9 protein-coding genes are annotated in these 14,957 nt (G+C 46.3%); 5 read left to right on the top strand and 4 right to left on the bottom strand.

From position 1 onward, the window contains the following. The first annotated feature begins 15 nt into the window (after positions 1 to 15). Both DWX23_RS06950 and DWX23_RS06945 read left to right on the top strand, forming a co-directional pair. On the top strand, positions 16 to 1,728 hold the full coding sequence (locus DWX23_RS06950; RefSeq protein WP_122373959.1) for an alpha-L-fucosidase: 1,713 nt from the start codon (positions 16 to 18) through the stop codon (positions 1,726 to 1,728). Positions 1,729 to 1,738: 10 nt separating this feature from the next. Then, positions 1,739 to 4,156, top strand: a complete 2,418-nt coding sequence (locus tag DWX23_RS06945; protein WP_122374163.1) for a hypothetical protein — start codon at positions 1,739 to 1,741, stop codon at positions 4,154 to 4,156. 60 nt (positions 4,157 to 4,216) lie between these two features. On the opposite strand, the gene DWX23_RS06940 is transcribed toward DWX23_RS06945, so the two are convergent. Next, positions 4,217 to 5,140 carry an AraC family transcriptional regulator gene (locus DWX23_RS06940; protein ID WP_122373958.1) on the bottom strand — a complete coding sequence of 308 codons (924 nt, stop codon included), beginning with the start codon at positions 5,138 to 5,140 and terminating at the stop codon, positions 4,217 to 4,219. 164 nt (positions 5,141 to 5,304) lie between these two features. Here DWX23_RS06940 and DWX23_RS06935 point away from each other — a divergent pair, with 164 nt between their 5' ends. Together DWX23_RS06935 and DWX23_RS06930 are read left to right on the top strand one after the other, a co-directional pair. Further along, positions 5,305 to 8,631: an SUMF1/EgtB/PvdO family nonheme iron enzyme gene (locus DWX23_RS06935; protein ID WP_122373957.1), complete on the top strand. Its 3,327-nt coding sequence runs from the start codon at positions 5,305 to 5,307 to the stop codon at positions 8,629 to 8,631. A gap of 35 nt (positions 8,632 to 8,666) precedes the next feature. Beyond that, positions 8,667 to 9,512 (top strand): hypothetical protein, encoded by an 846-nt coding sequence (locus tag DWX23_RS06930; protein ID WP_229801123.1) that lies wholly within the window; start codon positions 8,667 to 8,669, stop codon positions 9,510 to 9,512. Between the two features lie 29 nt (positions 9,513 to 9,541). On the opposite strand, the gene DWX23_RS06925 is transcribed toward DWX23_RS06930, so the two are convergent. From DWX23_RS06925 to DWX23_RS06915, 3 genes are read right to left on the bottom strand one after another with little or no spacing between them, the layout of a single operon-like run. Then, positions 9,542 to 10,843 (bottom strand): PAS domain-containing sensor histidine kinase, encoded by a 1,302-nt coding sequence (locus tag DWX23_RS06925; protein ID WP_122373955.1) that lies wholly within the window; start codon positions 10,841 to 10,843, stop codon positions 9,542 to 9,544. Positions 10,844 to 10,854: 11 nt separating this feature from the next. Next, positions 10,855 to 12,234 (bottom strand): sigma-54 dependent transcriptional regulator, encoded by a 1,380-nt coding sequence (locus tag DWX23_RS06920; RefSeq protein WP_122353934.1) that lies wholly within the window; start codon positions 12,232 to 12,234, stop codon positions 10,855 to 10,857. 29 nt (positions 12,235 to 12,263) lie between these two features. Next, positions 12,264 to 13,748 carry a TolC family protein gene (locus DWX23_RS06915; RefSeq protein WP_122373954.1) on the bottom strand — a complete coding sequence of 495 codons (1,485 nt, stop codon included), beginning with the start codon at positions 13,746 to 13,748 and terminating at the stop codon, positions 12,264 to 12,266. A 744-nt stretch (positions 13,749 to 14,492) separates the two neighbouring features. Between DWX23_RS06915 and DWX23_RS06910 the strand changes: the two genes are divergently transcribed. Next, a complete protein-coding gene (locus DWX23_RS06910) occupies positions 14,493 to 14,768 on the top strand; it encodes an HU family DNA-binding protein (protein WP_122353936.1) in 276 nt (91 codons plus the stop codon). Positions 14,769 to 14,957 lie beyond the last annotated feature (189 nt).

The following is a 14,957-nucleotide window of genomic DNA, read 5'->3' as shown; positions in this document are numbered from 1 at the left end:
TTAAAGCGAATATTCATGAAACAAATAACTTTAACCCTACTTATTCTCCTGTCTTTCCTATCTCCGGTAGCACAAGGACAGGAGAATAAGATTCCTTTGCCGACGGAAGCACAACTGCGTTGGCATAATTACGAGCGTGTGATGTTCGTCCATTACGGTCCGGCAGCCTGGCAAGGACGGGAATATGATAATTTTACCACCCCGCTCGACCGCCTGAAAGTACCCGACCTGAATACCGACCAATGGTGCGAAGTGGCCCGGTCGTGGGGAGCCGGAATGGTTCTTTTCGTTGCCAAACACTGCGGCGGCTTTTGCTGGTGGCAAACAGAGACGTCCGATTACGGAGTCAAGGAAATCCCCTGGCGGAACGGTAAAGGCGATGTACTGAAAGACCTCTCCGAATCCTGTAAAAAGTATGGTCTCGACCTGGGTGTCTATATCTATCCGGGCGACGACCGCTGGGGAGCCGGTATCGGTAGTGGAGGAATCACGCAAGACCCGTCCAAACAGGAAGCCTACAACAAAGTCTTCCGTACCCAGCTGATCGAAGTCTTCACCCAATACGGTCCGATCAGCGAAGTCTGGTTCGACGGTAACTGCCGCATCCCGGTGAAAGATATCCTCGATAAATATGCTTCCAACTCCGTCATCTTCCAAGGGGAACAGGCAAATCTCCGATGGGTGGGGAATGAAGATGGCTATGCCCCTTATCCGAACTGGTACACGGTAAAGAAAGAGGACCTTACTTCCGGTGTCTCCACCGCCCTTCACTCGGATGTGGAGGGTGATTGCTATGCACCCGTGGAAGTCGATGTTCCGTTACTCAAGAACAAAGGACACAAATGGTTCTGGGCACCCGGATGCGATACGCTATTGATGACACAGGAGCAACTGATGAACCTGTATTATAAATCAGTCGGACGGGGTTCCGTCCTTCTCCTTAATTCCACACCCGATACGACCGGAGTCATCCCCCATACACATGCCGCCGTCTATCAGGCTTTCGGCAAAGAAATAGAGAACCGGTTCGCCCACCCGCTGAAACAAACGGCAGGCAATGGCGACATGCTTGAACTTGAATTTTCCGGGCCGACAACCGTCAACCATTGTATTCTACAGGAAGACCTGAGCGGAGGACAGCGCGTTCTCGCCTATCAGCTGGAAGGATATACGGAAGACAATCAATGGATACCTGTTTACAAAGGTAGTTCCATCGGAAATAAAAAGATAGATCATTTCCCTTCACTCCGCCTGAAAAAGCTACGTGTTCATTTCATGCAATCGAAAGCAACACCACTCATAAAGAAATTCTCCGCGTTTCATGTGGTCAGCGAACTCGATGATCTGCAAGACGATCGTCTACAGGATAAACCCCAGGTCATAGAAACCTGGTCTGCCAAGACATTCAACCCTGACCGATGGACAGAGATCAGTCTCGACCTCACTCCTTACGTCAATCAGATCGGCGAATATGAGATCGTTTTCTCCCGGCTGGCGACCGATTATCTGAGTAACAAATCCTCTGATCTGGAATTTAAAGACCCCGTACTTTTCATGTATGGGGAAAAACAAGTATCTTCGCTCGCCCTTTTACCAAAGAAACACACTTTCAGGATTACCCGTTCACAACAAACACTGGATGAATTTCCTACTACCCTGAATGTAAAAGTAAAAAATAAAGGGGCATCATCAATCGGCGAGATAACGATCAAAAGGTTAACATATTAAACAAATGAACATGAAACAACTCTCTCTAATCGGCAGAATCGTTCTGCTTTTCGCATTCGCACTGGTCTTTCAGGCCGGGGCACAGAATGTAAATCTAAAAACTCGTTCTACTCAAATCGGAATCAATAACGAAGGTTATTTCTCTTCCATCCAGGTAGAAGGCAAAGATATCCTCCATACAGGAAAATATCCGCTCGTAACAGCTTGCACAGGAAACGAACTGGTCACCCCGACAAAATTGACTTCCAGCGGAAACCAACTAAAACTAACGATGTCCGATGGCGGTACCATCGCCCTGAAACATAAGGAAAGCGATGTCTGCATCACGCTGGAAGTGGCTAATATCCCGGAAAAATATGAAGTATTGCTATTCGGCCCATTAGCCGTTAATATCAATGAAGTGGTCGGCGATGTAGTCGGTGTAGCCCAGGGCAACGGCGTTGCATTCGGCATACAGGCACTGAACATCAAGACAAATGCGGGTATCCCGGAAGAATACGGTCAACTGGTCACACAGACTTACGGTTACACCGGAAAGTCAGCCGAACTATCCGTTGCCAGCATTCCCGACTATAAACTGGCAGCTGCCGATATCTCCGACGGTACAGTATTCCATTTCTCCGCTCGCAGAAGGAACAAACAGGAATACCGCAAAGTACAACAGATCGAAAAATCGCTGGTTCTCCCGGTAGAAGGAGAAGACGGCCTGATCAAAGGTTCGAAAATAGCGTTCTTCGGAAGCAAGAATACGGATGCACTGGCCCGTATCGGTGAAATCGAGATCGAACAGGGGCTTCCTCACCCGTTATTTGACGGAGAATGGGGTAAAACAGCCCGTGCAGCCATGAAATCTTATCTGATCTCCGATTTCTCGGAAGATAATCTCGATATGATCCTCGATAAGGCTAAGATTGCCGGATTCGAATATGTATACCATAGCGGCCCGTTCCTGGACTGGGGACATTTCAACTGGGATCCTAAATTCACGAAAAGCGGTGACGAGGGTGTAAAGAAAATGGTAGACAAGGCAAAGGCGGAAGGTATTGCCATCGGTGTACATACCCTCAGTAACTTTATGACTACCAACGATGCCTATGTAACTCCCGTCCCCTCCGACCATTTATTGAAACAAGGCGTATTGTCACTCACCTCCGATCTGGACAAGGATCAAACGGAGATGACAATCAAGAAATCAGACCTGTTCTCTATGCCGATGAGCCTGAATGCCATGCAGATCGACAAAGAACTGATCACTTACGGAAGTATGGAAGACAAAGGGGAAACATTCCTGCTGAAAAACTGTAAAAGAGGAGCATACGGTACGACAGCCGCAGCCCATTCACAAAAAACTCCGCTTTACAAGCTATGGGATTATCCGTACAAAACTCTGTTTCCGAATCTGGTCCTGCAGGACAAATTCTCCGACCGACTGGCGGAGATCATGAATAAAACAGGACTTTGCCAGATCTCTTTCGACGGCCTGGAAGGATGCTCTTACACCGGACAGGACGAATATGCAAACAATCGCTTCGTCTATCGCTGGTACAATCAGCTGAACCATAACGTACTGAACGATGCCAGCCGCCTCAGCCATAACTTATGGCATATCCATACCCGCATGAACTGGGGTGAACCTTGGGGAGAAGCAATGCGTACAGGCCAGGTAGAAAACCGTATCAAGAACCAGGCATTCTTCAAACGTAATCTTTTCCCGCGTATGTTGGGATGGTTCCTGATACGCCTGGCAGACCGCAACTTCGAATGCTCTTCTTTGGAAGATTTGGAATGGGCATTATCCGAGTCAGCCGGTTTCGATGCCGGTTATGCTATGACGATCAACAGCAACACATTGCGCCGTCACGGACAAATCGACAAGTTGCTGGGAGCCATCAAAGACTGGGACAAATTGCGCGAAGCAGAAGCCTTCACCGAAGAACAGAAGGCCCGCCTGAGAGATCCGCAGACCGAATGGCATCTGGAGAAAACAGACGAACAGAATTATAACCTCTACCCGCTCCATATCTCCAAGCATTATCGTTGTAACCTGGCAGAAATGCAACCGGGACAACCGGGTGGAGCCGACTGGTCATGGGAAAGTCCTTATGAAAGTGTGTATGCTATCCGTCTGAAAGTGGATGGAGACGGCACGATCAAAGACCCGTCTTTCACAACTCCTAAAGGAGTGATCAAGTTCCCTTGCGAGATTTCCGACCGCCAGTATCTGCTTTATACTTTCGACGGAAAGGCAGTAGTTACCGACAAGAATTACAATGTGATCAGCGAAGTGCAACCCCAGGGAAATGCGGTACTTCCTGCCGGTTCATCGGCCGTCGCATTCTCCTGCGAACAGATCAGCGAAGATGCACCGGAGGTGATTATCCGTTATATTACCAAAGGAACACCGGAAGTAATAAAGCTGAAGAAGTAACAAAGGCATAATCGCCTACTTTATTTCAAATAGTTTCTCCCTAACGGAACATTAGTTTCATCAGGGAGAAACTTTTGTTTCATGCCTAAGATGATTATCCGATTTCAGTGCATTGAATTGTCTCAGGCGGTACTCTCTCGGAGAACAACGGATCATCTTCGAGAACAAACGGGAGAACTGGGACAGATTGCTGATCCCTACTTTTTCCGCTATTTCTACAATCGACATGTGGGAAGTAAGCAATAAAGTCTGCGCCCGCTCGATCCGTTTCATCTGGATATATTCACAAGGGGGCATACCGACTATCCGTTTGAACACTTTGGAGAAATGGTCGGAAGTAATGCACATCAGATCGGCTAGGGTTGAAACGGAGATACGTTGCTCCAAATTTTTATTGATATACTGTATTGTCACATCCAGCTTCTCATACAGACTGTTCCCTTCCGGCAAAAGCAGGCATTCTTCTGTTATAAAACGGGAAAAGAGCTGTAACAGGATGCCGCTGCTCTCCACACGGTTGGAGAATGTCGAAATAGAAACACCATCTTCTTTAGCATAAATATTCCGGTTGTTATCATACTGTTTCGGGTCCACCGCCGGTAACGATTTATACGGATTAAGAGCCAGAAAACGTTCCATCAGGGAATAATCCATCGCAGTGGCCTCCACCTGCAAATTCATTTTCATAGGATTACTGATACCTTTTCCTCCAGTCGTTTCATCGAAAAAACAGATATAATAATGTTCCATGAAATCGTCACACTCATAACTATGGAATGCAAATTTAGGTATCAGGAACAGTTGGCCGGGCAGCAATTCATATCCTTTCTGGTTGATATAAACCTTCCCTTTTCCTTTGGTAATCAGGTAAAGCCTATAAAACGGACTGATAACATCCTGATAATTCCACCAGGTTTCCACCCGGGAATGATCGGCATAAAGCAAAGGCAGTGACAAGTCGTACGGAGAATAAGAAACAAGCATATCAGATGTTTATTAGTTAACCGTCGTAAATATAGGAATTAAATTCAAATCACAATATCGGATTATGCAAAGTATTCGTCTTATTTTGTCAATGTTTGGAAAAAGAGAAGCTTTATTTTTGTAACTACTAAACTTCATCTTATATAACATAATTCTAACACACTATGAAACGGATCATTACAGCACTGATCATCTTTTCCGGACTATGTAGTCCGTTGCTGCTTTCAGCACAGGATTCCTGGCAAGGCCTGATCGACCGGCTTACTTATTATTCACCGGAAAAATACAAATCAGCAATAGATAATCTGAAGAAGAAATATCCCGACAGCTATCGTCCGGATAAAAGCTGGGAAAAAGCACTCGAAGAACTGAAGACAGACAAAAAAACACTGATCAACGGTTTGAAGGCCAAAGACCCGAAGGCTGAAAAACAAGCTCAGAAGTTATTGAAACAACTGGACGCAGCCCTATTGGCAAACCCTCTTCTGGCAGATAAGCAAGTGATCGCAATCCGCAGGACACTCGGCGAGAAGGCACGCAAAGCCATGAGTGGCGAACTGGGTATCGCCCCCTCCAATTTCCAGAATAACTCCGAGATATGGAATCCTAAAACAGGTTGGACCAACGAGTTTGTCTCGCTTACCATCAATCCCGGCAAAATCAAACAATCGACCTTATACAAACCGGAAGCGGGAATGATCGTTACCGATCCGGAACCTTATTTCGACGGAAAGAAACTGATGTATTCCTCTATCGGCTCCTCCGACCGCTGGCATTTGTTCGAACTCGACATCACAACAGGAAAAACCCATCAACTAACCCCGGATACATATAAAGATTTCGACAGTTTCGACGGTTGCTATACACCGGACGGACGTTATATTTTCTGTTCGACAGGAACCTTCCTGGGATTGCCTTGTACGGATGGAGGAAATAAAATGTGCGGATTATTCCTGTATGATCCGAAAACAAAACAAACCCGCCAGTTGACATACGACCAGGACAGCAATTGGGGACCGGTCATGATGGACAACGGCACCGTGCTCTACCAGCGTTGGGAGTATGCAGATCTGCCCCATTCCAATTCACGCCTGTTGTTTACCATGAATCCGGACGGTACCACGCAATCGGCTTTCTATGGTTCCAACTCCTACTTCCCGACTTCATTCTTCAATGCCCGCCCCATACCAGGACGACCGTCGGCCGTGGTCGGCATTGCCTCCGGTCATCACAGCGTTTCACGTAGCGGGCGCATGCTGATTATCGATACCAATAAAGGGCGTCACGAAGCGGACGGAGTCGTTGCCGAAATCCCGTATGCCGGTAGAAAAGTGGAAGCAGTCGTTCGCGACCGCCTACCCGACGGTATATGGCCGCAGTTCCTGCAACCGTATCCATTGAACGATACATACTATCTGGTTTCCATGAAGGAAAATCCGGAAAGCCTGTGGGGGCTTTACCTGGTCGACACGTTCGATAACCGTACTCTAATTGCCGAAGAGGAAGATGTAGCCTACCTCGAACCAGTATTGATGGATAATCGTAAATCACCAAATGTAATCCCCGACCGTATCAATCTGGCATCTTCAACTTCCACAGTTTTCCTGCAAGACATTTATGAAGGTGAAGGACTAAAAGGTATTCCGCGTGGTACAGTAAAGAAACTACGCATCGGTTCTTTCAACTTCAGCCCGTGGGGTCAAGGCGGATTGCTGGGCACCATCGGTATGGACGGACCGTGGGACATCAAACGGATCCTGGGTGAAGTGGATGTCGAAGAAGACGGCTCGGCCATGTTTACCATCCCCGCCAATACGGCCGTATTCGTACAACCGCTGGATGCAGAGGGAAAAGCATTACAGGTCATGAGAAGCTGGTTCACCGGAATGCCGGGCGAAACAGTCTCTTGCATCGGTTGCCATGAGGAAAAATCGACAATAGCCATTCCGAAACGGACGAAAGCATCCCTGCAAAAACCGCAGGCCATCAAAGAATGGTACGGGAAAGAGAGAGGATTCAGCTACCGTCACGAAGTACAGCCTGTTTTGGATAAATATTGCATCTCCTGTCACAATCAGGACAAACCCGGAAAACCATACCTAAAAGGAGATAAATGGATCGATGACTGGACTTCGGACATATCGGGAAGAGCCTGGAAGAACGGCGGACATTTTACACTTTCGTATGCCAACCTGCATCGTTACGTGCGTCGGCCGGGTATCGAGAGCGATATGCACATGCTGGTTCCGATGGACGTACATGCCGATCAGACCGAACTGATGCAGATTCTCCAGAAAGGCCATTACGGTGTCAAGCTGGACAAAGAGTCTATGGAGAAGCTGGCCTGCTGGATAGACTTCAACGCACCTTTCCACGGACGCCGTTCTGACATTCCGAAATTTGAAGATACAGAAAAGAGCAATGAATTGCGCGAACTATACCGCGAAATGTTCGGTGCACCGGAGTCGACCGCTGAATGGCTGCCGGAGATTCCACAGAATATCGAACCGGTCCGGTTTGAGAAGGAACAGAAAGCTATAGGCGATACCTTACTAGAGAAATGGCCGATCTACAACCCGACAGAAAAAACATATGCACAGTGGGGAGCAACCCATCAGAAACAACTAAATCTAGGGAATTTCCAGAAAAGCATTCCGCTGGGTAACGGCATTACTTTGGAACTGGTAAAAATACCGGCCGGTTCTTTTATTATGGGAAGCAACCGGAACCCGGACGAACTGCCGCAAACGATCGTACAGATAGACAAACCTTTCTGGATGGGACGTTTCGAGATAACGAACGCACAGTTCAGAGCTTATAACCCGGCACACGACAGCCGCGACGAACATCGCCACGGTTACCAGTTCGGACGGAAAGGTTATTCGATGAATCATCCGGATCAGCCTGCCGTACGCCTCTCCTGGCAGGAAGCAATGGACTATTGCAAGTGGTTATCCGAAAAGACCGGTATGAAGTTCTCCCTTCCTACGGAAGCGCAATGGGAATGGGCTTGCCGGGCGGGAAGCGACACGCCTTTCTGGTATGGTGACATGTCGGCCGATTTCTCCCGTTATGCCAACCTCGGAGATATCAAACTGAAAGAATTTGCCGCCTGTACCGCCTACAAATTCTATGAAAGTGCTATGGTCATTGAGAATCCGAATAAATACGACGACTGGATTCCACGCGATACGACTTATAATGACGGAGGATTTATTTCCGAACCGGTAGGGCGTTACGTCCGCAACCCCTGGGACCTGTTCGACATGCACGGAAATGTATGGGAATGGACCTTATCTTCCTACCAGCCCTATCCTTACAATGAAAAGGACGGGCGAAACGAAACCGTTTCAGAAAACGGTAAACGGGTTGTTCGTGGCGGTTCCTGGTACGATCGTCCTTACCGCTCGACCTCGTCTTTCCGTCTGCCATACCGTGAATATCAGAAAGTTTACAATGTAGGATTCCGTGTAGTAATGACAGAAGAATGATATACCGATATTTCAGATACTTGTTTTTCATAGCAATGATTAGCACTTATTGCTCATGTAATGACACCAGAGAAAAGCTACTCGTTTCCGGCTGCGGCTGGAAACAGGTAGCGATTCTCGACAAAAAAACAGGAGAGATCGAATGGAGCCATCCGCTGGCAGCTCATGAGGATTGCAACGATGTTGAAATAACCCAAGAAGGGAATATCTTCTATGCCTATACCTCCGGTGCCCGGCTGATCAACCGTGAACAGCAGACGCTGTGGGACTTCAAGGCCAAGAAGGGGGAAGAATTATTTACTGCCACCCAATTGCCGTCCGGCCGTTATATGCTGGCTATCTGCGGTACACCTTCCCGAATCATCGAACTCGATCCGCACGGGCAACCCGTAGAAGAAATAGAGTTCGATACCAGTATTACCGGCGTACATGACCAATTCCGTCAAATTGTAAAAACACCTCAAAACACCTATCTGATACCGCTAATGGGAAAAGGAGAGGTTATAGAAATGAATAAGGAGAAAGAGGTCATCAACAAGGTCGAGTGCGGAGGAAATCCTTTTGCTATCCAGATATTGAAAAACGGGAACTGGCTGGTTTCATGCGGGGATGCGCACTATTTCGTCGAGATTGCCCCGGAAAGCAAACAGATTGTCAGGAAAGTCGGAAACGATGACCTGTCAAACATCTCTTTATTATTCGTAGCTGAACTGGTTCGATATAAGAACGGGAACACATTGATAAGCAACTGGAACGGACATAGCCAAGATAAATCGCAACCTTTGCTGATAGAAGTCGATCCGGATAACCGGGTCGTATGGACGCTTCCCCTTCATCCGGATATTGTGAACATATCGGCTGTTTATTCTTTTAAAGAGTAGAAAGCCTCCTGTCGATCGAGTAAATAATCTTATTCGAAAAGGATACGGAACCGGGTCAGGCCATCCGTATAGGTACGAAGGGAGAAAGAACAATTCTGCTTCTGTAGTACCTCGCGGATAAAGATCAACCCGATGCCCTGTCCGTTGGGTTTGGTAGAGAAGAAAGGACTGAACAGTTTCTTTTCAGTCTCTTTATCTATGCCCTTACCTGTATCGGTAATTTCCAGACAGACCGGATTGCGTGAAGTACGAATATAGATCTGGCCGTCATGTCCGATAGACTCCGCAGCATTCTTGATAATATTGACCAGGACCTGTTCGAAAAGCGAACTATCTAGCTTCACAACCGGAGAAATTTCATCCAGTTCCATGATGATCCGGATATTACGATTCTGACAGATCGTTTCCATAAACCGTTTACAGGAAGTCACCACTGTATTCAATTCATGGTTACGCAACTGCGGCTCCGGGATACGCACGACATCAGCGAAGTTCGTTATGAAATGGCTCATGCTGTAACAACGTTCGATAGAGACGCGTAACACGTCGCATATATCTTCCGTGTTTTCCATCTCGCTGAAAGTCGACTCCAGGGTATCCAGGGTAGAAGTGATGCCTGCTGTTGTATTGTTTACCTCATGCGCAATCATACGGATCACCTTTTCGTAGGCTTTCTTCTCTGCCTTGAATACCTCCTGTGTCAGTATCTCCACCAGATAAAACGAATGATGAAATCCCCTGTCCACAAAAGAAGAATGCGTACATTTATATATATTGGCATCATTCAGGCGGACAGTCTGCGATTCATACAAAGGGATGCGCGCCAACTCCACTGCCAGCGGAGAGTCTATTTCTGCAAAAGATTTCCCGGCAAAATCGACAGACGACGGTTGACCGAACATCATACGGGCCGACAGATTAAGCGAAATGATCTCACCGTCCAGGTTCAGCATGATCACACCCATAGGAGATGCGTTGATCAGCAAATCCAGGAAATGATTCTGCTCCCGCAGATGCAGACGCTCGTTCTTCAGCTGTTCCATCATCTTATTGAAAATATCCACGATACGGTCGGCTTCCTTCTGTCCGACGCGGCTCAGACGGGAACTGAAATCCTGTTCTTTCAGCAACTCCATACCATTACCGATAATATCCAACGGTTTGATGATGCGGCGATAAAAGAGGAAAAGATACAGAATAGTTATCAGGATAAGTCCCTCTACAAGGAAGAACAGGGCAGAAGATAAATTGTAGAAGACATAATAAGTAATCACTCCTAAAATAGTCAGCAGTAACCCTGTCAATATCCAAAACAATCCTTTGACCTTCATCTGAATATCATTTACTTATCGGTAGGTATTCCATATTTTTCCAGCCTGCGGTACAGGGCCGCCCGACTGATGCCCAAAGCGGAGGCGACATGCGAAAGATTCCCTTCATGTGTTTCCAGTGCCTGCAAGATGGTCTGTTTTTCTATCTCATCCAATGTCATTCCCTCGAAATTGACGCTTCCGCCTTTCCGTACCGGCTGGTTATTACCCAGATTCAGACACTGCCCTTCAAAGTCGGAAACATCCAGCAACGATTTGCCGGATACCAACATGGTCCTTTCCACCAGATTCTTCAACTCACGGATATTTCCCGGATAAGGAAGACGCTGCAGAAAACCGACGGCATCGGAAGAGAAAGAAACTCTCGGCAAACCGTTTATATCCGATTGCTTATCCGCAAAATAACGGGCAAGCAAAGGAATATCGTCTTTTCTTTCACGAAGTGCAGGTAGATGAATGGTGATCAGGTTGATCCGGTAGAACAGATCCTCGCGAAAAGTACGTGTTGCCACCATTTCCGGCAGATTACAGTTAGTTGCGCTGACCACCCGGATATCGACCTTGCGGGGACGGCTGTCACCCAGCACTTCAAATGTCTGATCCTGCAGCACACGTAATAGTTTTACCTGGCAAGACAATTCCAGGTCGCCTATCTCATCCAGAAAGATAGTTCCCTTATTGGCCATTTCAAAACGTCCTGTACGGTCGATATAGGCATCCGTAAATGCTCCCTTTTTATGTCCGAACATCTCACTTTCAAAAAGGCTTTGCGACAGTCCACCCAGATTAACCTTTACGAAGGCTTCTTTCATCCGCGGACTATTGGCATGGATCGCTTCAGCGATCAACTCCTTCCCCGTTCCACTCTCGCCGGTGATTAACACGGAAGCATTCGTTGGGGCTATACGTGAAACAGTACCCAACACCTCCATCAAAGCATCACTCTGGCCGATTATCTTTTCAAAGTGGAATTTATTATCGGCATCACTCCGGTTCAGGGGCGAATTCTTTTCCTTTTTCTGTTCATTCAACTCAAGCGCCGTACGGATCGACTTCAGCAACACGAGGTTATTCCAGGGCTTGGTGACAAAATCGAAAGCTCCTGCCTGCATACCTTGTACAGCCAGTGAGATAGACCCCCAGGCAGTCATCAATATAACCGGGACGTCCGGTTGAAATATCTTTACTTGCTTTAATAACTGTATTCCTTCTTCTCCCGTCGTAGTCAAGGTAAAGTTCATATCCATCAAAATCAGCTGCGGCGCTTCCCGGCGGACGATAGCCAACGCTTCATTAGGCCCCGGAACAGCTTCCGGTTCAAAGCCTGCCCGCTTCAACAAAAAGGTAAGCGAAGAACGGACAGCAGCGTCATCATCAACAATCAATATCATATAGGTTTCTTTTTGGATTTGTAAAGATACTATTTTCTGACGATATCCTCAAAGTCTGCATCGAGATTGCGATCGTTCAGGAAATCATAAAGTGTCACACTACGGACATTATAGAAATAACTCCAGAACCCGTACAACTCCTGGATATGTTTCTGTTTTGCCTCGTCTTTCGATTGTTGGGCGTCATTCAGGTCAAGGATATTAATCTTTCCGATCATAAATGTTTCGATAGATGTCCGGTAACGCTTCTGGGCAATCTCGTCCGCCTCTTCCGCTATTTCCAGCTGGGCAGCCTGATTATTAAAATTCTCCACCAACAGGAAGATATTTTGGTTGAAGGTCATCTGGTCCTGCCGGTTTTTGGAGAGTACGACTTCGCGGTTGGACTCGGCTACCTTTACTTTACCTTTCCGCTTCCCCCAGTCCAGCAAAGGAATACTAAAACCGACCTCGACCACCTGATTGTCTCGCAACGGATTATAAGCACCTCTGAAGTCACTGTCTTTTCCCGTATATCCTACAGACGCAAACAGATTGATATCGCGACGTTTTCCTTTCGCTGTCGCTACAGCATAATCGGCTTCCAGTTGTTCGCGTAAAATACGTTTTGCAAATGAGTTGTTTTCCTGCGCCTTTTCCAACACTTCCTGATATACAAGGCGCATATTCGGTACCGATTCAGGAACGACAGGTTCTATCACATCGTCCTCGCTCAACCCGAGGAAAGAGCGCAACTGGAACATCTTGGCATTCAGATTGGACTGTGCCTCCGTCAATTTACCCTTTGCCTGCAATGCCGACAATTTCAATTGCATCAGTTCACTTTCGGATATATGTCCGATCTTTCGTTTGGCGATGGCAATATCATAGAGTTTGTTCGCATTATCCAGATTCTGGACAGAGGTTACCAGATTCTCTTTTGCCAGCAACAGGTTGAAGAAATAAGCGATCGTAGAGATCGTTACACCTTCCACACTTTCGATATAGGCAGCCTTTGCCTCCTGGTAACGGACAGGCTCGATCCGGCGGTTCCATTTCTGGTCGTTCACTCCGAAGATCGGTTGCGTCAGGGTCAGGCCGATCGGTACACTCATATATTCATTGAAAGCTCCATCTCCCAATTGGCGGGAGAAATTAAGGGAAGAATTCAACGATATTTTGCCACCGGTCAAGGCTATATTCTGGTCGACAGAGATCGCACCGCTCATCGACAGGTTATTATCCTGCACAAAGGCATAGGTTCCGTCCGACTGCTGGTAACGGGTATATTGCTTGCTGTAACTAGGGATCGTTCCTTTAAAATTGACCTCCGGCAACTGGTCGGCTACATGGGTACGGTATTCCCAGTAGGACGTTTTCAACTCATTCAAAGCGACGGCGGCATCTACAGATTGGTGTTGTGCCAATGTGATCGCTTCTTTCAACGTCAGATGGACAATATTATCTTGTTCTTCGGCTCGCAAACCAAAGCTTGTCAGCAATAAGTAAGTAATGGCTATATAGATCTTTTTCATCGTAATATATGTTTTACCCAGCTATAGGCAAAAGCTATGCCAAAAACTTATACCATTGATTATCTGCCCTATACAAACAAAAGAAGTGTCCGATAATGAACAGTCTGTCCGATAATGAAGTCATCGAGGGAATAGGACGTAGTTCGTTAAGAACTAAGGAAAATTCAGTAAACTACATGCTATTTCATAGGGAGAGTCCTATTATCTTCTCCTAATGGTAATAAAGAGGTGTAAGAGAAAGAGGTTCCAGCTAGATTGTGACATGGTAGTGACACTATAATGGCCCAGTTGTGCCACTAGGGTGGCATTACAGTGCCACTGCTATGCCACTACCTTTAGCATATAATGAATATTACATCTCTCTATCAGAGGAAACATAATTTACTTCTACCTCTTATTCATTCTTATATGGTACTTCAATAGAATCCGGATTCTTCTCAATAATCATTGGTACGAAGGACTTAACGAAGCATATGAGATGAATTTTAGCTGATATTTGATTGTGGATCCTTTGTATTTGTTATCTTTGCCGACATAAATAACAAAGTTCTTAACGAACTCCATTAAATTCAATAAACCTGTTTCACGTAATGAGAATAAGTTCATCGCATCCAAATTACAGATGCTGACATTGATTTCAGGGATATTATTCGGAAATAAAGATACTCTGCTTCTACCGCAGAATACTATTTCCGATCAAGTATCCGAAACAGTTGGATCAAAAATGATTTAAACCTGCGATATATGAATAAAAGTAAATTGATCGAACAAATAGCAACAGATACCGGCATGACAAAAACTGATGTAAAAGCCGTGATCAACTCCTTTATAGACAATGCTACGGAAGCATTACAGGATGGTGACCAGGTCGTATTCCAGGGATTCGGAACATTTCTTCCCTGGCAACAGACCGAACGGCCTGCCCGGAATCCCCAGACAGGAGAACCGGTGATGATCAAGCCGCGTACATCTGTCAAGTTCCGCGCAGGTTCAGATCTGTTAAAGGCTCTGAACAAATAATCCCAGGAAACTTCAGTATAACTATTCAACCAGCTATGGCTGTCTCTCCTGTGAAAGAAGATGATTTTTTTCTATTTACGGGAATGTCTAAAATAATTATGACGTCCTCAAAATGTTTTTGAGGACGTCATAAACAACTTTTATTGATGAAGAACATATCATCTATGTTCTATAAACCGGATCATATTT

The organism is Parabacteroides sp. AF18-52 (assembly GCF_003479145.1).
GTDB lineage: Bacteria > Bacteroidota > Bacteroidia > Bacteroidales > Tannerellaceae > Parabacteroides > Parabacteroides faecis.
The sequence above is the reverse complement of the archived record's forward strand: the minus strand, read 5'-3'. Positions and strand labels throughout refer to the sequence as shown.

Coding starts and splice junctions, on each gene's coding strand:
- DWX23_RS06950 (WP_122373959.1), top strand. CDS start 16: ATGAAACAAATAACTTTAACCCTACTTATTCTCCTGTCTTTCCTATCT.
- DWX23_RS06945 (WP_122374163.1), top strand. CDS start 1,739: ATGAAACAACTCTCTCTAATCGGCAGAATCGTTCTGCTTTTCGCATTC.
- DWX23_RS06940 (WP_122373958.1), bottom strand. CDS start 5,140: ATGCTTGTTTCTTATTCTCCGTACGACTTGTCACTGCCTTTGCTTTAT.
- DWX23_RS06935 (WP_122373957.1), top strand. CDS start 5,305: ATGAAACGGATCATTACAGCACTGATCATCTTTTCCGGACTATGTAGT.
- DWX23_RS06930 (WP_229801123.1), top strand. CDS start 8,667: ATGATTAGCACTTATTGCTCATGTAATGACACCAGAGAAAAGCTACTC.
- DWX23_RS06925 (WP_122373955.1), bottom strand. CDS start 10,843: ATGAAGGTCAAAGGATTGTTTTGGATATTGACAGGGTTACTGCTGACT.
- DWX23_RS06920 (WP_122353934.1), bottom strand. CDS start 12,234: ATGATATTGATTGTTGATGATGACGCTGCTGTCCGTTCTTCGCTTACC.
- DWX23_RS06915 (WP_122373954.1), bottom strand. CDS start 13,748: ATGAAAAAGATCTATATAGCCATTACTTACTTATTGCTGACAAGCTTT.
- DWX23_RS06910 (WP_122353936.1), top strand. CDS start 14,493: ATGAATAAAAGTAAATTGATCGAACAAATAGCAACAGATACCGGCATG.